General features: G+C 64.8%; 20 protein-coding genes. 10 read left to right on the top strand and 10 right to left on the bottom strand.

Annotation, left to right across the window (positions count from 1 at the left end):
- The first annotated feature begins 1150 nt into the window (after positions 1–1150).
- Positions 1151–1636, top strand: a complete 486-nt coding sequence (locus tag ATE70_RS18395) for a toll/interleukin-1 receptor domain-containing protein (RefSeq protein WP_231732713.1) — start codon at positions 1151–1153, stop codon at positions 1634–1636.
- Between the two features lie 297 nt (positions 1637–1933).
- On the opposite strand, the gene ATE70_RS18390 is transcribed toward ATE70_RS18395, so the two are convergent.
- Positions 1934–2716 (bottom strand): transglutaminase-like domain-containing protein, encoded by a 783-nt coding sequence (locus ATE70_RS18390; protein WP_058539203.1) that lies wholly within the window; start codon positions 2714–2716, stop codon positions 1934–1936.
- A 60-nt stretch (positions 2717–2776) separates the two neighbouring features.
- On the opposite strand from ATE70_RS18390, the gene ATE70_RS18385 reads away from it, so the two are divergent.
- A complete protein-coding gene (locus tag ATE70_RS18385) occupies positions 2777–4015 on the top strand; it encodes an MFS transporter (protein WP_156419774.1) in 1239 nt (412 codons plus the stop codon).
- Here ATE70_RS18385 and ATE70_RS18380 read toward each other — a convergent pair.
- On the bottom strand, positions 3988–4749 hold the full coding sequence (locus tag ATE70_RS18380) for a competence/damage-inducible protein A (RefSeq protein ID WP_058539202.1): 762 nt from the start codon (positions 4747–4749) through the stop codon (positions 3988–3990). The two genes, ATE70_RS18385 and ATE70_RS18380, sit on opposite strands and share 28 nt — an antisense overlap.
- Before the next feature lie 102 nt (positions 4750–4851).
- Here ATE70_RS18380 and ATE70_RS18375 point away from each other — a divergent pair, with 102 nt between their 5' ends.
- Positions 4852–5481 carry a glutathione S-transferase family protein gene (locus ATE70_RS18375; protein WP_058539201.1) on the top strand — a complete coding sequence of 210 codons (630 nt, stop codon included), beginning with the start codon at positions 4852–4854 and terminating at the stop codon, positions 5479–5481.
- On the top strand, positions 5478–6044 hold the full coding sequence (locus tag ATE70_RS18370; protein ID WP_058539200.1) for a GNAT family N-acetyltransferase: 567 nt from the start codon (positions 5478–5480) through the stop codon (positions 6042–6044). The genes ATE70_RS18375 and ATE70_RS18370 overlap by 4 nt, the downstream gene beginning before the upstream one ends.
- 57 nt (positions 6045–6101) lie before the next feature.
- Here ATE70_RS18370 and ATE70_RS18365 read toward each other — a convergent pair whose 3' ends face one another.
- Positions 6102–6830, bottom strand: coding sequence for a Bax inhibitor-1/YccA family protein (locus tag ATE70_RS18365; protein WP_058539199.1), 729 nt, complete (start codon positions 6828–6830; stop codon positions 6102–6104).
- A 158-nt stretch (positions 6831–6988) separates the two neighbouring features.
- Between ATE70_RS18365 and thpR the strand changes: the two genes are divergently transcribed.
- Positions 6989–7606, top strand: coding sequence for an RNA 2',3'-cyclic phosphodiesterase (gene thpR, locus ATE70_RS24420; protein ID WP_058540046.1), 618 nt, complete (start codon positions 6989–6991; stop codon positions 7604–7606).
- Here the strand turns inward: thpR and ATE70_RS18355 are convergent.
- A complete protein-coding gene (locus tag ATE70_RS18355) occupies positions 7513–8022 on the bottom strand; it encodes a low molecular weight protein-tyrosine-phosphatase (RefSeq protein ID WP_231740082.1) in 510 nt (169 codons plus the stop codon). The two genes, thpR and ATE70_RS18355, sit on opposite strands and share 94 nt — an antisense overlap.
- Positions 8023–8111: 89 nt before the next feature.
- Between ATE70_RS18355 and ATE70_RS18350 the strand changes: the two genes are divergently transcribed.
- The gene (locus ATE70_RS18350; protein WP_058539197.1) at positions 8112–9710 is read left to right on the top strand and encodes a spinster family MFS transporter; all 1599 of its coding nucleotides are present in this window, start codon (positions 8112–8114) and stop codon (positions 9708–9710) included.
- A 93-nt stretch (positions 9711–9803) separates the two neighbouring features.
- On the opposite strand, the gene ATE70_RS18345 is transcribed toward ATE70_RS18350, so the two are convergent.
- The 5 genes from ATE70_RS18345 to ATE70_RS18325 all read right to left on the bottom strand — a co-directional run bounded on the left by ATE70_RS18345 (position 9804) and on the right by ATE70_RS18325 (position 13491).
- Positions 9804–10376 carry a superoxide dismutase family protein gene (locus ATE70_RS18345; protein ID WP_231732714.1) on the bottom strand — a complete coding sequence of 191 codons (573 nt, stop codon included), beginning with the start codon at positions 10374–10376 and terminating at the stop codon, positions 9804–9806.
- Positions 10377–10838: 462 nt separating this feature from the next.
- Positions 10839–11264 (bottom strand): ExbD/TolR family protein, encoded by a 426-nt coding sequence (locus ATE70_RS18340; RefSeq protein WP_037517269.1) that lies wholly within the window; start codon positions 11262–11264, stop codon positions 10839–10841.
- A 35-nt stretch (positions 11265–11299) separates the two neighbouring features.
- Positions 11300–11821 (bottom strand): ExbD/TolR family protein, encoded by a 522-nt coding sequence (locus ATE70_RS18335; protein WP_037517271.1) that lies wholly within the window; start codon positions 11819–11821, stop codon positions 11300–11302.
- Positions 11822–11963: 142 nt separating this feature from the next.
- Positions 11964–12776 carry a MotA/TolQ/ExbB proton channel family protein gene (locus ATE70_RS18330; protein ID WP_197411515.1) on the bottom strand — a complete coding sequence of 271 codons (813 nt, stop codon included), beginning with the start codon at positions 12774–12776 and terminating at the stop codon, positions 11964–11966.
- A 58-nt stretch (positions 12777–12834) separates the two neighbouring features.
- Positions 12835–13491, bottom strand: coding sequence for an energy transducer TonB (locus tag ATE70_RS18325; RefSeq protein ID WP_058539196.1), 657 nt, complete (start codon positions 13489–13491; stop codon positions 12835–12837).
- 342 nt (positions 13492–13833) lie between these two features.
- Between ATE70_RS18325 and ATE70_RS18320 the strand changes: the two genes are divergently transcribed.
- The 3 genes from ATE70_RS18320 to ATE70_RS18310 all read left to right on the top strand — a co-directional run bounded on the left by ATE70_RS18320 (position 13834) and on the right by ATE70_RS18310 (position 17103).
- Positions 13834–14640 carry a hypothetical protein gene (locus tag ATE70_RS18320; protein WP_231732715.1) on the top strand — a complete coding sequence of 269 codons (807 nt, stop codon included), beginning with the start codon at positions 13834–13836 and terminating at the stop codon, positions 14638–14640.
- 237 nt (positions 14641–14877) lie between these two features.
- Entirely contained in the window at positions 14878–16197 is a 1320-nt protein-coding gene (locus ATE70_RS18315; protein WP_058539194.1) for a homoserine dehydrogenase, read from the top strand.
- Between the two features lie 69 nt (positions 16198–16266).
- Positions 16267–17103, top strand: coding sequence for a hypothetical protein (locus ATE70_RS18310; protein WP_058539193.1), 837 nt, complete (start codon positions 16267–16269; stop codon positions 17101–17103).
- Here the strand turns inward: ATE70_RS18310 and ATE70_RS18305 are convergent.
- On the bottom strand, positions 17100–17519 hold the full coding sequence (locus tag ATE70_RS18305) for a hypothetical protein (RefSeq protein ID WP_231732716.1): 420 nt from the start codon (positions 17517–17519) through the stop codon (positions 17100–17102). The genes ATE70_RS18310 and ATE70_RS18305 overlap by 4 nt on opposite strands.
- 111 nt (positions 17520–17630) lie before the next feature.
- Between ATE70_RS18305 and glpX the strand changes: the two genes are divergently transcribed.
- A complete protein-coding gene (glpX, locus tag ATE70_RS18300; RefSeq protein ID WP_058539191.1) occupies positions 17631–18599 on the top strand; it encodes a class II fructose-bisphosphatase in 969 nt (322 codons plus the stop codon).
- Positions 18600–18758: the final 159 nt, after the last annotated feature.

Here is an 18758-nt window from a genome sequence, read left to right as displayed (position 1 = left end):
GCCAATGTATTCCCTCACGTGTTCGACGGCGGCGTGGTTATGCCCAGCGCGTCCGATGTCGTATCATTCGCACTGGGCGAGGAAACTGACGATGAACAGCAAAGACCGAGAGGACCCGCAGCCGGGTCACGGAAAGGGACCGCCCGACGGAAAGGGACGCCCTGTCGATCACGGCAGGCCGGTGCCTCCGCACGGATCAGCGGCCGCATGCTTCGGACCGCCTACGAAGCGCAGGTAGGGAGCCTTGAAAAGGTATATCCCACGTCCCGCGTGTTCCCTGATGATGACGGAATGTGGCTCCAGACCCAAAGCTCGGTTTTATCGGGCCTAGACTACGGAGCCACATTTCTAATCGCCCTGCCGTTTGCGCCCGGATTTGGGCCACGTGCCTGGGGCTTTTGGAATGACCCCGGCGGCCCACTATGGATAGGACCTCGGCACACAAATTTTTTCGACGGATCGATATGTGCGTTTTCGCCCAGTGATAACGTCTGGACTGAGGGCGGCAATCTGACGTCGTTGGTGGACCTCTATACGGTGTGGGCGCTTCGCCACCTGCACTTGAAGGTCACGGGCCGGTGGCCGGGGAGGCAATATTCTCTGCCCCCTCCCAACGAGGTGCTGAACCCTTATTATCGTTTGGCGCAATGCAAAGACGACGAACTCTGCGGCTGCGGATCACTGACGGCGCGATATGCGGAATGTTGCAAGCCGAGGGATCTACGGTTTGACTTAGGGCGACTGGCCCAAGACTTTGTGCGGCACATGGGCGGCAGGCTCGGGGATCGTAAGCCCCCGCTGGCGATTGCCGACTTCGCCACAGGCGAGTGCACCGCGCCAAGAATCAGTGACGTGCACAACCTGATGGCCCCCATGGCCCGAACTTCCAAACAAGCTTAGCAAGGAGAAGAAAGACATGGCTAGATGCACAGCACCAGTAAGAGGCCACATACGGGGCGGGGGAGCGGACTGCCCTGTGTGCGGCCCTCGCTATCGTGGCTCTAGGTCTTACTCGTCCTATTCCCTGCCTTCTTACACTTCCTCATATACACCTTCATACTCGTCGTCGGGCAGCGGTGGCGGCGGCCGGAGTAGCGGTGGCGGATCTCGCCGTATCGCGAAGCCTCGCTGGTCGAGAGCAGGTTCGGCAGTGTGGTACACTCCCGAACAAGTGCAGTCCCTCACGCCGGTTCGCGAAAACGTAGAGAATCTGGCGGCGACGCAGCCTGACCTTCGAGACGTGTTTCTCTGTCATGCGTGGGATGACAGGCAGGGCTCCGCCAAGCAACTGCATGATCTGCTGGAAGCGCGCGGTGTCCGCGTATGGTTCAGCGAAAAAGACCTTGGCCTAGGGGTCCCGATGATGCGGGCGATTGACAAGGGTTTGGTGAATTCTCGTGTAGGGATCGTTTTGGTGACCCCCGCGATGTTGCGTCGGCTTCCGGCAGAAGGCATCGCGGACAAAGAACTTTCGGCGCTCCTGCGGCGGGAGCGTCTCGTGCCAGTCGTTCATGGAACGACATATGAAGAACTTGAACAGGTGAGCCTCCTGCTTGCCTCTAGGGCTGGACTGAACACAGCCGAAGAGTCCATGGCAGAAGTCGCCGCCAAAATCGCCGAACTGGTCGCCAACTAATCGCTCATTTGCCTAAAGCCGCATCTTTCGGTACGGGCCAATTTTGCCCAGCAAGCGCCGCGTTCGGAATCGAACCTCCGGACTTTTAAGTCCAGTACTGACGGGGGCTTTTCAGGGGGCCTTCGAATTAGCATCGGGCTGAATGACTAGGCTTCCCCTTGGTTTTTGCGATTATTCGATTCCCTTCACCGCTCCAGACTTTCGCAGCGATTTAGCCCCGCTAAATCGCGACAAGCGAAAGTCCAGCCGACCTCGCGCAGCGAGGATCGACGGCGTGGCTTTGCCACGACGGCCTCTTCAGCCCTCTACGCGCTTCACCTTCACCGACTGGCTGACGAAAGCGATATCGCGGTACGCGGTGAGGAACGATATGTCGGCGGCGTCGCGCCCGACGCAAATACGCGCCATTTCGGAGGCGCGCGCCATGCCCGTCGCATCGACGAGGTGCCAGTCGCCATCGAGAAAGACCTCGGCGACGGCGTGGAAATCTTGCGGCGAAACGCGGAGCGCATAGGCGCTCGCCATCCGCGCCGGAATATGCGCGGCGCGCGCGAGCGCGATCATCACATGCGCATAGTCGCGGCACACGCCGCGGCGTTCGACGAAGCTGTCCAGCGCGCCGGTCTCGGCATCGCTCGACCCCGAGACATAGGTGAAGCGGCTTTCGATCCAGTCGCGCATGCGGCCGATCTTCGCCCCGCCCTCATGATCACCGAAGCGGCGCTCGACGAAAGCGTGGAACTTGTTCGACGGGCAATAGCGCGATTCGTTGAGGTAGGGGATCGCTTCGGCCGGGAGCCGGTGGAGCGGCACCGCGGCGAGCGAGCGGAAGTCGGTGTCGGGCCGGTCGATCTCGACCCGCGCGCGATATTCGGCGCGAAGGCTCCCCTCGGCGCGCAGCCAGATCGGCTCGCAGATGCCGTCGGCCGCCGGGACGCGCGCGACAAATTCGGGGGCGCCGACGTCGAGCGAGGCGTCGAGGACGCGCTGGCCGTGCCCGTTCGCCGCCTCGATCTGCAGCATCAGGTCGACCGGCTCGGACAGACGATAATTTAGGGAGGCGGAAATTTCGAGTTTCATCTATCGGCAACGCATGAAGGAGGGTTCGGTGGCGCTAGGGACAGCAGAAAGAAAGAGCAAGTGACGCCGGCGCGGACCATCCCGTTCATCGTCGCGACGATCTTCATGGATGCGGTCGGTTTCGGCATCATCATGCCGGTGCTGCCGCAACTCGTGATGGAGGTCGGCGAAATCGACTTGGCCGAAGCGATCGAGGTCGGCGCGTGGATCGGCCTCGTTATGGCGGTCGCGACCTTCCTCGCCTCGCCGGTGCTCGGCAATCTCTCGGACCATTTCGGGCGGCGGCGCGTGCTGCTGCTCGCGCTCGGCGGGCTTGCGGTTGATTATGCGCTGCTGACGATTGTCGAGACTTTGCCCTGGCTGTTCGTCGCGCGCGCGCTGTCGGGCATTTTCGGCGGCAGCTATGCCGCGGCGCAGGCGGCGATCGCCGATATCACCCAGCCCGAGGAGCGCGCGCGGAACTTCGGCTTCGTCGGCGCGGCGTTCGGCATTGGCTTCGTCGCGGGACCCGCGCTCGGCGGTTTCCTCGGCGAGATCAGCCCGCGCGCGCCGTTCGTGGCGGCGGCGATCCTTGCCGCGGCGAACATGCTCTACGGCTACTTCATCTTTCCCGAAACGCTGCCACCCGAACGCCGCCGCGCGTTCGACTGGCGCCGCGCCAATCCGCTCGGCGCGTGGAAGACGATGCGCGGGCTGCCCGGCATGGACGGCGTCGCCGGGGTGCTCGTGCTGTGGCAGATCGCCAGCCTCGTCTATCCGATGACGTGGAGCTTCTATTGCATCGCGCAACTCGGCTGGACGCCGGGGATGATCGGCGCGAGCCTCGCCGCGGTCGGGGTGATGATCGCGCTCGGGCAGGTTTTCGTCGTCGGCCCCGCGGTCGCGCGCTTCGGCGAGCGCGACGCGGCGACGCTCGGCATCCTCGTCGCGACCCTGGTCTATGTTGGTTATGCCTTCACCACCTCGACGATCGGCGCGTTCCTGCTGCTGATCCCCGTCGCGTTGCAGGCGCCGGTGCAGCCGTCGCTGATGGCGATGATGTCGCGCCGCGCAACCGCCGAGACGCAGGGCGAGGTGCAGGGGATTTCGGCGATGGCGATGGGGCTTGGGCAGCTCTTTGCGCCGCTGCTCCTCACCGGAACGATGGCCTATTTCACCGCCGACGCCGCGCCCGTCCATTTCCCCGGTGCCGCCTTTGTGGTCGCGGCGATCTTTGGCCTGCTCGCGATCCTGATGCTCCGCCGCCTGCCGCGCGCAACGCAGACGGTCGATCAGATGCCGCCGTCGGTCACCGCATAGCCGAGCGCTTCGAAACCCGCGGTGAGCGCCCCGACGCACGCCGCGACCTGTTCGCCGTCGGTCGAGCGGATGACGAAATTAGCGCCGATCTTGCCGTCGCGAAAAAAGGGATAGCTGCCGATCGCAACGCCCGAATAATCCTTCTCGCCCTGCCGCAGCAGATCGGCGATCTCGCTTTCGGGTGCCCACGCGCCGATCGTGTGCGCGACGAGCGGCGCGCCGCCTTCGAGCTCGCCGGTGAGCGCATCGAGCATGCCCGCGGTGATATGCGGCACCCCCGCCATCACGAACAGATTGCCGATGCGGATCCCGGGTGCGCCCGACATGCGGTTGGGGATCAGGTCGGCGCCGTCGGGCACGCGCGCCATCCGCAGCCGCGCCTCGGTCAGCTCGCTGCCGCGCGCCGTGTAATAATTTTCGAGGATCGCGCGCGCCGCCGGATGGACCACGACACCGACGCCGAGTGCCTTCGCCACCGCATCGACCGTGATGTCGTCGTGCGTCGGGCCGATGCCGCCGGTGGTGAACACATAATCATAGCGCACGCGGATCGCGTTCAGCGCATCGACGATCTCACCCTCGACATCGGGGACGATGCGCACTTCGCGCAGGCGAATGCCCTGCACGTCGAGCCAGGTCGCGATCTGCGACACATTCTTGTCCTGCGTGCGGCCCGAGAGAATCTCGTCGCCGATGACCAGCACGGCGGCGGTCCAGATGCGTTCTTCGCTCATGCCTTTGCCTTAGCCGCCTATGGTGACAAAACAAGCCCGCTGGCGGTCGGATCATGTTCTTGATATGTTCACACTCGAATCGAACCGCATGGGAGAAGCGCGATGACCGAAGACCTGATTTTCTATACCAATCCGATGTCGCGCGGGCAGATCGTCCGCTGGATGCTCGAAGAGGTCGGCGCCCCCTATGAGGCGCGTATCCTCGATTATGGCACGACGATGAAGGGGGCCGATTACCTCGCGATCAACCCGATGGGCAAGGTTCCGGCGGTCGTCCACGACGGCAAGGTCGTCACCGAATGCGCCGCGATCTGCGCCTATCTGGCGGACGCTTTCCCCGAAGCGGGCCTCGCGCCCGATGCGGCCGACCGCGCCGATTATTATCGCTGGCTGTTCTTTGCCGCGGGGCCCGTCGAGCAGGCGATCACCGCCAAGCAGTTCGGGCTCGAACCCGATGCCGACCAGCAGCGCATGGCGGGCTTCGGCTCGCTTCCCGCCGCGCTCGACGCGCTCGAAAGCGCGGTCGCGGACAAGGCGTTCGTCGCGGGCGATCGCTTTAGCGCCGCCGATGTCTATGTCGGCAGCCAGATCGACTGGGGTCTCCAGTTCGGCACGATCGCGTCGCGCCCGGCGTTCGAGGCCTATGTCGCGCCCTTGCGGACACGCGCCGCGTACAAGCGCGCGAAGGAAATCGACAATGCGCTGATCGCCGAGATGCAGGGGGCGCAATGACGTCACCATTTCCGGACCTCACGACCGAAACACTCCTGCTGCGGCCGCTGGTGCTGGAAGATCATTCGGCCATTCAGGCCATTTTCCCGCAATGGCAGATCGTGCGCCATTTGAATCCGTTCGTTCCATGGCCCTATCCCGACGACGGCGCGCTGACCTTTGTCCGCGACGTCGCGCTTCCGGCGATGCGCGAAGGCAAGGCCTGGCACTGGTCGATCCGAACGCGGCAGGAGCCCGGCACCCTGATCGGCGTCATCAGCCTGATGCTCAATCCCGACGACAACCGCGGTTTCTGGCTCGATCCCGTCCACTGGGGCAAAGGCTTGATGCGCGAAGCGAGCGATGCCGTGACCGATTATTGGTTCGACGTGCTGGACCAACCGATCCTGCGCGTGCCCAAGGCGATCGACAATCGCGCATCGCGTGCCATCTCGACCGGCAGCGGCATGCGCGTGGTCTGGCGCGGCGAAAAACAATATGTCGAAGGCGCCTTGCCCTCCGAATTGTGGGAAATCACCGCCGATGAATGGCGGGCGAGGCGCATCCTCCGCCCTGACCAATAAAAGAGCCCGGCGAATCGCTCCGCCGGGCTCCCTTGTTTCGTTCGTCGTCCGTCCCGCTTATTCGCGGTTGCCCAAGAGGTTGAGCAGGAAGGTGAACATGTTGACGAAGTCGAGGTAGAGCGTCAGCGCGCCCATGATCACCGACTTGCCGACAAAGTCGGTCCCGCGGACATAGAAATACATGCTCTTGATCTTCTGCGTGTCATAGGCGGTGAGGCCCGCGAACAGCAGCACACCGATCACGCTGATCGCGAGGCTGAGCGCGCTCGACTGCACGAACATGTTGATCACCATCGCGACGAGGATGCCGACAACGCCCATGATCAGGAAGGTGCCGAAGCCCGACAGATCCTTCTTGGTCGTATAGCCGTAGAGGCTAAGGCCAAGGAATGCCGCCGCGGTCGCGAAGAAAGTGGTCGCGATCGACGACGCCGTAAAGGCCAGGAAGATCGTCGACATCGACAGGCCCATCACCGCGGCATAGACCCAGAACAACGTCTGCGCCGCCGTGGTCGACAGCTTGTTGATCCCGAAGCTCAGCACCAGCACGAAGGCCAGCGGCGCGAGCATCACCACCCACATCAGCGGGCTGCCGATCAGCGACTGGGTAAAGCCGCTATTGAACGCCAGCATCGCGACGATGCCGGTCAGCAGCACGCCCGAGCCCATATAATTGTAAACCGACAGCATGTACGACCGCAGGCCGGCATCGACGGCCTGGTCCATTGCGTTCGCGCCGGCACCAAAACCGGAAGCCGCCATATTGGGGTCGTTCCAATTCGCCATTGTCATTACTCCATCATCGGCCAGCCCATACCGGCCGTAGACAGCAATATCGGGCGTTTCCCCTCCTGTTTCAAGCGAAACCGGACAAGAGCAATATTATTGCCTGCCCGGCGGTTAGGGGGTCGCGATCCGAAACCTCGCCCATTATGTTGCCCGCCATGTCCACGCACCGCCTGTTCGTCGCGCTGCGCCCGCCGCGTCCGGTCCGCGACATATTGCTCGCGGCGATGCACGGCATCGCGGGCGCGCGCTGGCAAAATGACGAGCAGCTCCACTTGACGCTGCGTTTCATCGGCGAGGTCGACCGCCATATGGCAGAGGACATCGCGGCGGCGCTCGGCGCGCTCCATGCGCCGCGCGTTGCGGCGCGGATTGCTGGTGTCGGCCTGTTCGAGCGGCAAGGGCGGCCGAACATGATCTGGGCCGGGGTCGAGCCGCACGATCCGCTCGCGGCGCTGCACCGCAAGGTCGACCAGCGCCTCGCGCGCGTCGGCATCGCGCCCGAGACGCGCGCCTTTGTTCCGCATGTCACGCTCGCGCGCCTGAACCGCAACTCAGGACCGGTCGCGCCCTTCCTTGCGCTGAGCGGCGACCTTGCGAGCCCGGCGTTCGAATTCGGCCATGTCACGCTGTATGAAAGCGAACTCGGCCATGGCGGCTCGCGCTATCACCCCGTGGCGCGTTATCCGCTGGAAGGCGAAAATTCGGCAACGAGCGCCGCCGCGACCGCATCGACATCCTCCCACGTCGCGGCAAAGCCGTCGTCTTCGCCATAATAGGGATCGGTGACGCCTTCGCCGCCGCGACCGGGCAGAAGGTCGAGCATCAGCCGGAGCTCGGCGGTCGCGTCGGGCGGCCGGATCGCGCGGGCGTCGCGCAAATTGCTCGCGTCGGCGGCGAGGATCAGGTCGAAATCATAGAAGTCGGCGCGGCGGAGCTGGCGGCCGCGCAGCGCCGAAATGTCGACGCCGCGGCGGCGCGCTTCGGCCTGCGCGCGGGCATCGGGGGCATGGCCGATGTGCCAGTCGCCGGTTCCCGCCGAATCGAGCGTGGCGTCGATGCCGGCGCGGGCGAAGGCGGCGCGCGCGGCGCCCTCGGCGAGCGGGGAGCGGCAGATATTGCCGAGGCAGAGGAAGAGGATCGCGGGCCCGGCAATTTCTCTATCGTTGCGCATATCGACGATGTTCTCCATAAAGTTGAACCGACTTTCAACTTGCGCCTTCGTCCGGCTCTGCTAGCCATGAGCCACAACAGATAATGGGTCAGGGAGAGGGTTGCCAGATGGCCGAGACCGCCAGCGAGAATGTCATATCCGATGCGCCGGTTTCGGCCGAACCGAAGGCCACCGGATATAGCTGGTACGTCCTGTCGGTGCTCGTCGTCGTCTATATCCTTAATTTCATCGACCGGCAGATCATCAGCATCCTCGCGGTCGACATCAAGGCCGACCTTGGCCTGACCGATGGCGATATGGGGTTTCTCGGCGGGGCGGCTTTCGCGGTTTTCTATGCGCTGTTCGGGATTCCGCTCGGCCGCCTTGCCGACAATTGGAGCCGGGTGAAATTGCTGTCGATCGGCCTGACCCTGTGGTCGGCGATGACGGCCGCATCGGGCTTCGCCTATAACCAGCTGACGCTGACCTTCGCGCGCATGGGCGTCGGCGTCGGCGAGGCGACCGCGAGCCCGACCGCCTATTCGCTGATCTCGGACTATTTCCCCAAGCGGCAAAAAGCGACCGCGCTCGCGATCTATTCGTCGGGACTCTACCTCGGCGGCGGCGTGTCGCTGTTCATCGGCGCGCTGATCGTCGAGGCATGGAACAGGAATTTCCCTGCAGGCGGGCCGATGGGGCTGGTCGGCTGGCAAGCGGCCTTCCTCGCGGTCGGCATCCCCGGGCTGCTCCTCGCGCTCTGGGTCGCCAGCTTGCGCGAGCCGGTCCGCGGCGCGATGGACGGCGTCGCGAGCCCGAGTTGCCCGAGCCCCTTTCGCGAGTTCGGCAAGGATCTGTCGATGATCGTGCCGCCGCTGACGCTGTGGGGCGCCGCAAAGCGCGGCCCCGCCGCGCTGGCGATCAACATCGGCTTTGCCGCCGCCATCGCCGCCTTTGCCTGGTGGATGATCCGCCTGACGGGCAATTTCCCGCAATGGTCGGCGGTCGCGCTTGGCTATTATGCGGTCTTTTCCTGGGCGAGCGCGCTGCGCGCGCACGATCCGGCGACCTTCCGGCTCATCTGGGGCACTCCGGCGTTCATCTGCACCACGCTCGGTTATGGTCTCGTCAGCCTCGCCGCCTATGCGCTCGCTTTCTGGTCGGCGCCCTATGCCGAAATCGTGCTGGGCCTGCCCAAGCAGGAGCTGGCTTTCATCCTGGGCGCGAACGGTGCCGTCGCCGGTTTCGTCGGCGTCATCATCGGCGGCCGCCTCGCCGATCATTTGCGGGCGAAGAATCCGGCGGGCCGCATCCTGATGATCATCTTCGGCGTCGTCGCACCGATCATTCCGATCTGGATCGGCTACACGACCGAGAATTCGACGCTCTTCTATGTCATGAACTTCCTCGCCGGCATGCTTGGCGCCGCCGCGCTCGGCGCCGCTGCCGCCACGACGCAGGATCTGGTGCTGCCGCGGATGCGCGGGACGGCGACCGCGGCCTTCTTCCTCGGCACCACTTTGGTCGGCCTGTCATTCGGCCCCTATATGGTCGGGCAGATTTCGGACCTGGCGGGGACGATCGTCGACGGCAAGCCGGTGGGTGATTTGCGCACCGGCATCCTGTCGCTGATCGGCGTCGCGCCGATCGCGCTCGGCCTGCTGCTCTATGCGTATCGCGCGGTGCCAGAGGCCGAAGCGACGATCGCCGAACGCGCGGCGGGCGCCTGACCTTTCGATCGAGGCACCCGCCTTTAGTTCAGTCGAGGTTTGAAACCGCCTCCGTCGTCCCGCCTGGCGGGAGCGACGGAGCCGAAGCGGGGCTTACTTCGTGCCCTCTTTGACGATCACGCCGCACGCGACGCGCCCGCCGCTGTTGCCGCTGGGGTCGGTCTTGTAATCATCGGGGCCGGCGTGGATCACGAACGCCGCACCGTCGGCATCGAGCAGCGCGCCATCGCCCTCGAAACGCGAGCCGACGAGGCGCAACGTCGCGCGGCCGATCTGGTCAGGCTCGATGACGAGGTTGGGCAGGTCGCCATGGTGCGCGCCCATCGGATTGTCGCGGCCGTGCTGGGCGCCGGTCGGGTTCCAGTGCGGGCCGGCGCTGGCGAAATCGGGCGCATTGCACTGACCGACGGCATGGACGTGCATCCCATAGGTGCCCGGCGCAAAGCCGCGCGCGACGAGTTCGATGCGGAGACCCGTCGTGTCGCGGTAGATGTCGGCGCGGCCGCGGTCGGCGCCCTTATTGTCATAGAGCTGGGCATAGGCATCGGCCGGGGGCAGCGTCGTGGTCGCTTTCTTGCCCATCCCGGCGCAGCCGGCGAGCGCCAGCGCCCCGATGACGACGGCCCCCTGGGCCATGATCTGTTTCCGGCGCGAACCCATCGTCATTTTGCTGCTCCCTTTGATCCAGATTGGAATCAGAACGTCGTCTCGGCGCGTTTCGATCCCGGTTCGAGGGTGATGCCCGCAATCGCCGCCAGTTCCAAGGGGATAAGTCGGCTTTGGGGTGGAGACCATCCCCCGCCTTCGTCATTCCCGCGAAAGCGGGAACCCAGTTGCGACGTCAGCTCGCTGGGTCCCCGCTTTCGCGGGGATGACGACGTAGGTAGTGGGGCGACTAGTTTCGGTCGTCTTTAAACCGCCGTCACCCCGGGCTTGACCCGGGACCCGCCTTTCTTCCGCTTAACGTCGAAAAGACAAGGCAGGCCCCGGGTCAAGCCCGGGGTGACGAGGACTGGCAGGGTAGCTTCCGGTCATCTTGGGCCATTCGTCGCCGATCGGACGGACAAAAAAGGGCCGCGAATTGCTTCGCGGCCCCGTATTTTTTGCCTGACGGCTTCGATCAGAAGATCAGAAGACGCGGGCGTATTGCTCGTTGCCGACGAAGCCCAGCTTGCCGACGCCGCTGCGCTTGATCACCGCCATGACATTGTCGACGACGATATAGCGCGCATAGGGGTCGGGCTGGACCTGCAGCTCGGGTTCGACCGGCAGTGCCTTGGTCTGTTCCAGATAATTTGCCAGCTGCGCAAGGTCGACCGGCGAACCGTTCCAGGTGATCGTTCCCGCGGGATCGATCATCACCTTGTTCTTTTCGGGGTCGACATTGCTCTGGCTGTCGGTCGGGACCGGCAGGTCGATCTTCACCGCGTGGGTCTGGACCGGGATGGTGATGATGAACATGATGAGGAGCACGAGCATGACGTCGATCAACGGCGTCGTGTTCATGTCCATCATCGGTTCATTTTCGTCCCGATCTCCAACTGCCATGGACATGCGATTATTCCTTCGTTCCTAAACGGAGCGCGCCCTTACAGGCGGCCCACCGTACCCGAACCAGGAGCCGGTTCCGAAATGAACCCGATCTTCTGGAAGCCGGCATATTGCATCGTGTAGATCACGCCACCGATGCACTGGTACGGCGTGTTGACGTCGCCGCGGATGTGCACTTCGGGGAAGTTTTCCTCGGTGATATTCTGCGGACCGCCGATATCTTCGAGCAGCTGCTCGAGCTTCTTTTGTCCACGTTCCAGCAACTGCTTGGAATCCACCGGGGTCTGGCCCCAATATACTTCACACGCCGTGCTCTCGGGGTTGGGCTCGCCATCGCCGTCGGTATCAGCCGAACGGATCGAAAGCAGCACATTCTCAGGCTTCGTCGTCGTCACCTCAAACGCCACGTCGGGCAGTTTCAGGTTCACCGTCTCCAGCACCACGGGAACCGTGATGAGGAAGATGATGAGCAACACAAGCATGATGTCCACGAGCGGAGTCGTGTTGATTTCGGACATCGGGGCGTCTTCGCCACCCTTGTCGCCTACACTCATCGCCATAGGATTAGCATCCTGTCACAAAATTTCTGTCACGGACATCGGGACGGCGTGCCTTGAGCCCGCCTTCCCTGTCCAACGGACCCCGCCTTTCGCCACGCGGCGACTCGCCACGCAACGACAAGGCGGGGGTCCAGGAGACCGATCAGGCCTTCTTCGGTGCCGCGGCCGGAGCAGCAGCCTTCGCCGGGGTCAGCGACGCCGGCTTCACCTGGCCGTTCGACATGATCGAGCCGAGCACGTCGTTCGAGAAGGTCGACAGACGGCGGGCAATCGCCTTGTTGCGGCTCTGGAGCCAGTTGAAGGCGAGCACCGCGGGAACCGCCACGATCAGACCGATGGCGGTCATGATGAGAGCTTCACCGACCGGACCGGCGACGGTGTCGATCGAAGCCTGGCCCGACGCACCGATCTTCACGAGGGCGCGAAGAATACCGATAACGGTACCGAACAGACCGACGAACGGCGCGGTCGAACCGACGGTCGCGAGGAAGGCGAGGCCCGAGTTCAGCTTCGAGTTGATGTGGTTCTGCGAACGCTCGAGCGTGCCGTGCATCCAGTCGTGGGCTTCGACGGGGTTGGCGAGCTTGTTATGCTCTTCGTTGGCGCGCAGACCGTCTTCGACGACCTGGCGATACGCGCTGTTCTTTTCGAGCTTCGAAGCGCCGTCGGCGAGCGTCGGAGCGCGCCAGAAGTTGGCGTCGACGGCCTTGCCCTGGTTCATCACCTTATTCTGTTCGAACAGCTTGGTGAACAGGATGTAGAGCGTGCCGACGAACATGATCAGCAGGACGAGGAAGGTGACCTGCGAGACGATGCCGCCTTCGCACAGTGCGGGGACGAGACCATAGGGGCTCGCGCCTTCTTCCTTCACGCACATCGCGGCGGGCATCAGGCTGAGCCCCGCTTCGTGGGCCGGTGCTGCCGCAGCGGCGGCATTTGCGATCAGATTAAACATACTGGAAAATCCCTCTCAAAATATTCGATAAGTTCGAAACACAGATCCGGTCGCGCGATCAGCGCGGAATCTGCCAACGGATACGATTGCTGTAGCTGCCGCCCACGGGGTTACCCGCGCGATCCTTGCCCGGATTGAACCGGCCACGGCGCTGGATAAGTTTGCAGGTTTCGGCATCGAGATCGGCATGACCGCTCGACGCGGTCACATCGCACGAGGTGATGCGGCCATCGACGCCATAGGTGACGCGGAACCCGGTGGTGCCTTCACGCTCTTCGCGCATCGCACGGGCCGGATAGTCGTCGTTCGTCGCCCAGCGGCCCGGGTTGCCCTTGGGCGTACCGGCAGCGCTGAGATCAGGCGTCGGCGGCGGCGCCGGCGGTGCCGGCGGCGTATAGACGGGCGGGGGCGGCGTCGGCGGCGCCTTCGGCACCGACTGGACCGTGTTGGTCGTCACCGGCGGCGGAATGGGCGACGGCGGCGTCACAACCGGCGGCGGCGGCGGCAATTTATTGTCCGGCGGCGGCGGCGGCGGGGGTTCCTCCGGCGGCGGCGGCTCTTCTACGTCCACCACATCCAATTTTTCGGCGAGTTTCTTGACGATACTGATATTCAAGCCGTTGACCAGGCCGTAGCCCAGAACCGCTGTAAGCAGACCAACCAAGACAATCGCCACTACCCTGTTTTTAGGGTCGACATTATCACCATAAGCCATTCAGGGACGACGCTCCTTGCTAGATCATCCTGACACCAATTCCCTGCCGGCGGGTTCGGTTGCCAAATGCCCGGATGATTTCCGATGCGTTGTGCGAGACCCGACGGCGCTACGTTCGGCTTATTATGTTTTTGCCGGACGCTTCGCGGCCCGTCCTATCGCGGTGGCGGCACATTCGCAAACCCTTTATCAGCGGTTAATGTGCCTTGTCCCATGATGGGGATTTCAACGCCGATACCGGTGTCATAAACGACGGAAAGTGGAACGATCATGCGCCTCCCCCACCCGGCCGCTATCGCCGGCATTCTTGCCTTAACTCTTGGAATCCCCAGCGTTTCCGCGATGCAGGCGCCCCCGGCCGCCGCCGCGGCCAGTCCGTACAGCTATGCCGATATCGCCGATCTGGCGACCGCGGCGCCGACCGTACTGCACGCGCGTATATATAAGGCCACGGCGCTCAAACCCGAGCGAGCCCCCGGAGTCGCGGCGGGCCACACCCGATTCTATGTCGAGTCCGACGTTGTCAGCCTGATTCGCGGCGCGGGACCGCTCGCGGCGCGAATCTCCTACCTCGTCGACCTGCCGCTCGACGCGAAGGGAAAGCCGGCGAAGCTGAAGAAGAAACAGCCCGTCCTGCTCTTTGCCCGGCCCGTCGCCGGGGCGACGGCAGGCAGCAGCAACACCGGCAGCGTCCAGCTGATCGCGCCCGATGCACAGCTGCCGTGGGATCCGGCGACCGAGGCGCAATTGCGCGCCGTGCTCACCGAACTGGTCAAGCCCGGCGCGGCGCCGGCGATCACCGGCGTCGCGAACGGCTTCCACGTTCCGGGCACCTTGCCCGGCGAAGGCGAGACGCAGCTGTTCCTCAACACCGGGACCGGAGAGCCCGTGTCGCTGACCATCCTGACCGCTGCCGACGGCTCGCGGCGCTGGGCGGCGGCGTTCGGCGAGATCGTCGACGCGTCGGCGGCGGTGCCACAGCGCAATACGCTCGCCTGGTATCGGCTCGCTTGCGGATTGCCGCGCCAGCTGCCGCTGAGCAAGCTGGCGGGAACCGCCCCCGAGGATCGGCGCAAGGCGGCGTCGGACTATAATGTCGTCCTCGGCGCGCTCGGCGAATGCACGCGCACGCGCAAGCCGGTGGACTGATTTCTGTTTCTCCGACTGACGTCGGAGGCGGCACCGGCCCGCTCCCGCCACCCGGCCTCCCATAGGCTACTATCGTTGGGGAGGCCGGGAGGGGGAGCGGGCCGGTGCCGCTTATCATAGCCGGATAAAGCTCAGCTTCGGCAGGCCCTAGGCGCGCCGGGCTTGTTTCCATGGCAAAAGCCGATAGGGCGCTCGCAACGGCGGGGCGCGGCTCCGCGTCTATACGGAGCTCCTCGCATGTCGCCCTATTCCGCCCCGACCGCCCCTCGCCCGCCGCTGCGTGTCGCGCTCGCGGGGATTGGCGTCGTCGGCGGCGGCGTGGTGCGGCTGCTCGAGGCGAACCGCGACCTGATCGCGCGCCGCGCCGGGCGCGCGATCGAGATCGTCGCGCTGTCGGCGCGCGACCGGCACAAGGATCGCGGCGTCGACCTGTCGCCCTATCGCTGGGAAGACGATATGGATGCGCTCGTCGCGGCGGACGACGTCGATGTCATCGTCGAGATGATCGGCGGCGCCGACGGCCCGGCGCTGACGCTCGCGCGCCATGCGCTCGGCGCGGGCAAGGCGCTGGTCACCGCGAACAAGGCGATGATCGCGCACCACGGGCTCGACCTCGCGCGGCTCGCCGAAGAGAAAGACACGCCGCTGAAATATGAAGCCGCGGTCGCGGGCGGCATCCCGGTCATCAAGGCGATCCGCGAGGGCGCATCGGCAAACGAGATCGCGCGCGTCTATGGCATCCTCAACGGCACCTGCAATTATATCCTGACGCAGATGGAGCGGAACGGCGCGAGCTTCGCCGATGCGCTCGCCGCGGCGCAGGCCGAGGGTTATGCCGAGGCCGACCCGACCTTCGACGTCGACGGGATCGACGCCGCGCATAAATTGTCGATCCTCGCCGCGCTGTGCTTCGGGACGCGGCTCGATATCGGCGCGGTGACCGCCGACGGGATCCGCGGGCTGATCGCCGCCGACATTCGCGAGGCCGAAGCGCTCGGCCACCGCGTCCGCCTGATCGGCATGGCCGAGCGCGATGCGAATGGTTTGTACCAGCATGTCCAGCCGTGCCTGGTCCCCGCCGATCATCCGCTCGCCTATGTCCCCGGCGCATTGAACGCCGTCGTCGCCGAGGGCAATTTCGTCGGGCGCCTCTTCTTCGAGGGCGCGGGCGCGGGGGCGGGGCCGACCGCATCGGCGATCGTCGCCGACATCATCGACATCGCGCGCGACGAATATGGCCCCGCCTTTGCGATGCCGGTCGATTCGCTCGACCAGGCACCCGTCGCCGACGCCGGCGCGCGGATCGGCAAACATTATGTCCGCCTGATCGTCGAGGACCGCATCGGCGTGCTCGCCGAGATCGCGACGGCGATGCGCGATGCCGGGGTGTCGATCGAAAGCCTGATCCAGCGCGGCAGCGAGGACGGCAGCGGCGTCGTCATCGTGCTCGTCACCCACGAAGGCCCGGCGAGCACGATCCACGCCGCGCTCGATATCCTCGGCGCATCGGACCATGTCGTCGGCGCGCCGATGCATATGCCGATCCTCGCGCTGTAAAGGGCGGCAACGCCGACTTGCAATCGCCCGCCCCGCTGTTAGCCCTGATGAGGGGAAGAGGGGGCGGACATGGATATCGAAATCAGGCAGGGGCTGGCCGAGGCGCGCGCGCTGGCGGCCGAACATTGGCGGGCGCTGCTCGCCTATATCGGGCTGGGCGTGCTGGTGCCGTTCCTGCTGCTGTCGAGCGAGCCTATCTTCAATCTTCGCACCATCATCGCGCTGATGGTCAACACCTATGGCACCTATATCAGCGGCTCGATCACCGGACCGCTTTATTTGCTCGGCATCGTGTCGGTGATCGTCGCGGGCGCGATGTTCGCGGCGTGGAACGCGATCCTCGCCGAATTTCGCGAAGGCTATATTTCGGAGATCATGTACGGAATGGTCGCAGGCGCGGCGTATCTGATCGTCATTATCCTGCTCTATTTCAGCATCGGCGTAATCGCGACGCTGCCGATCCTGCTCACGATCGGTATCGCCGAGTGGAACGCACTGGCCGGGAGTTTCGTCGACGGGGCCTACCGGCTGGCGCTCGTCGTACTTGGCACATGGATCGAGGCCCGGCTCTGCCTGACCGGTGCGATCATGGGCGCGGGCGGGCGGCTCAATCCCTTTTCGGCTATCGCCGAATCGTGGCGGGCGACCGGGCAGGCGCAATGGCGTCTCTTCGGCTTTTATCTGGCTTTCGGTACAGTCTTCGGCCTCATGCTCGGAGGACTCATCCTCGTCCACAGCGCGGTCATCTGGAAGAATGCGCAAGCGCCCGGAAGCGCGCTCGAAATCGCCATGAGCTTCGCGTGGATCCTGCTTCTCGCTGCCTATTTTCTGGGGAAGATCCTTGTTGCGGCGGGGTTCCTCCGCGCCGCCGGTCCGCGCCGAGCAGCGGCGGAGGTCTTCGCCTAAGGCTCCTCTTCGGGGGTCGGCGGGGTGCCCGTTTCGGGATCGGTCGCGCGTTTCACCGCTTCATAGAGCGGATTATATTCGGGGCCGCGCTTCATCCGGCCGCCGAGCGACATCCAATTGTACGGCAGCTTGTCGAGCGTCATCGCCTGCGCCTCGGCGCGCGGCAGCTTCGGCGGTGCCTCGCGGCCTTCGTTCGCGATCGCGCGCAGTTCGGGCGACAGGCGGTGGAGATCGGTGTCGGAGCCGCACACATTGATCGAACCGTCGTCGGCGGGTTTACAGCGCTTGATCGGGTCGACCATTTCCTTTGCCTTCGCGGCGGCGCTTTCGGCATCGCGCGGCGGCGGCGGCGCGGGTGGTCCCTGCGTCTGCGCCGCGGCGGGTGCCACCGCCGTCATCGCGATGACACAGCTCATGGCGAAAGCGGCACCGAATCGGGCGAAGTATTCTCGACAAGCGGCGCGGGCGACCATATGGCGCCCACCATGCCCACGCGGCGGAACAAGTAAAGACGGAGAGTGGCCGACATGACGAATAGCAGCAACCTCGACCGGGTGCTCGTGCTCGAGATGGTGCGCGTCACCGAAGCCGCGGCGATCGCCGCCGCGAAGCTGATCGGCCGCGGCGACGAGAAGGCCGCCGACGCCGCCGCCGTCGAGGCGATGCGCACCGCGTTCAACACGCTCTATATGGACGGCACGATCGTCATCGGCGAAGGCGAGCGCGACGAGGCGCCGATGCTCTATATCGGCGAAAAGGTCGGCAACGCGCCGGGCAAGGGTCCGAAGATCGACATCGCGGTCGACCCGCTCGAAGGCACGACGATCACCGCCAAGGCCGGCCCCAACGCGCTCGCGGTGCTCGCGATCGCCGAGGAAGGCTGCCTGCTCAACGCCCCCGACGTCTATATGGACAAGCTCGCGGTCGGCGCGGGCTATTCGCCCGGCATCGTCAATTTCGACAATAGCGTGCGCGAGAATGTCGAAGCCGTTGCGCGCGAAAAGGGCTGCAAGCCCGAACAGATCATCGTCTGCGTACTCGACCGTCCGCGCCACGAAGCGATCATCACCGAGTTGCGCGCGATCGGCTGCGGCGTCGCGCTGATCCCCGACGGCGACGTCGCCGGCGTGATCGCGACGACGAACCCCGACACCAATATCGATATCTATATGGGATCGGGCGGCGCCCCCGAGGGCGTGCTCGCCGCCGCGGCGCTGCGCTGCGTCGGCGGCCAGTTCAAGGGCCGCCTGCTCTTCCGCAACGACGACGAGCGGCTGCGCGCGAAAAAATGGGGCATCGAGGATCTCGACCGCGTTTACGACCTCGAAGACCTTGCCAAGGGCGACGTGATCTTCGCCGCGACGGGCGTCACCGACGGATCGCTGCTGCGCGGCGTCAAGCGCCGCCGCGACGGCGTGATGACCACCGAGACCGTCGTGATGCGCGCGTCGTCGGGCACGGTGCGCTGGGTCAAGGGCGAGCATCGGTCGCACTGACGGGTTTCGAGCGGAAGCTGCCCCATCGATCCTCTTCACCCCGGACCTGATCCGGGGCCTGCCTTGTCCTTTCGGCGTTCTGGCTGATCAGGACTATGCGATCCGGTGGTCGTTGCACATGACAGCTTCCGACCATTTGACGACATTGCGCTGAAGGTC

This window comes from Sphingopyxis sp. H053, from assembly GCF_001468225.1.
Lineage (GTDB): Bacteria > Pseudomonadota > Alphaproteobacteria > Sphingomonadales > Sphingomonadaceae > Sphingopyxis.
This window is presented reverse-complemented; position numbering and strand designations above follow the sequence as displayed.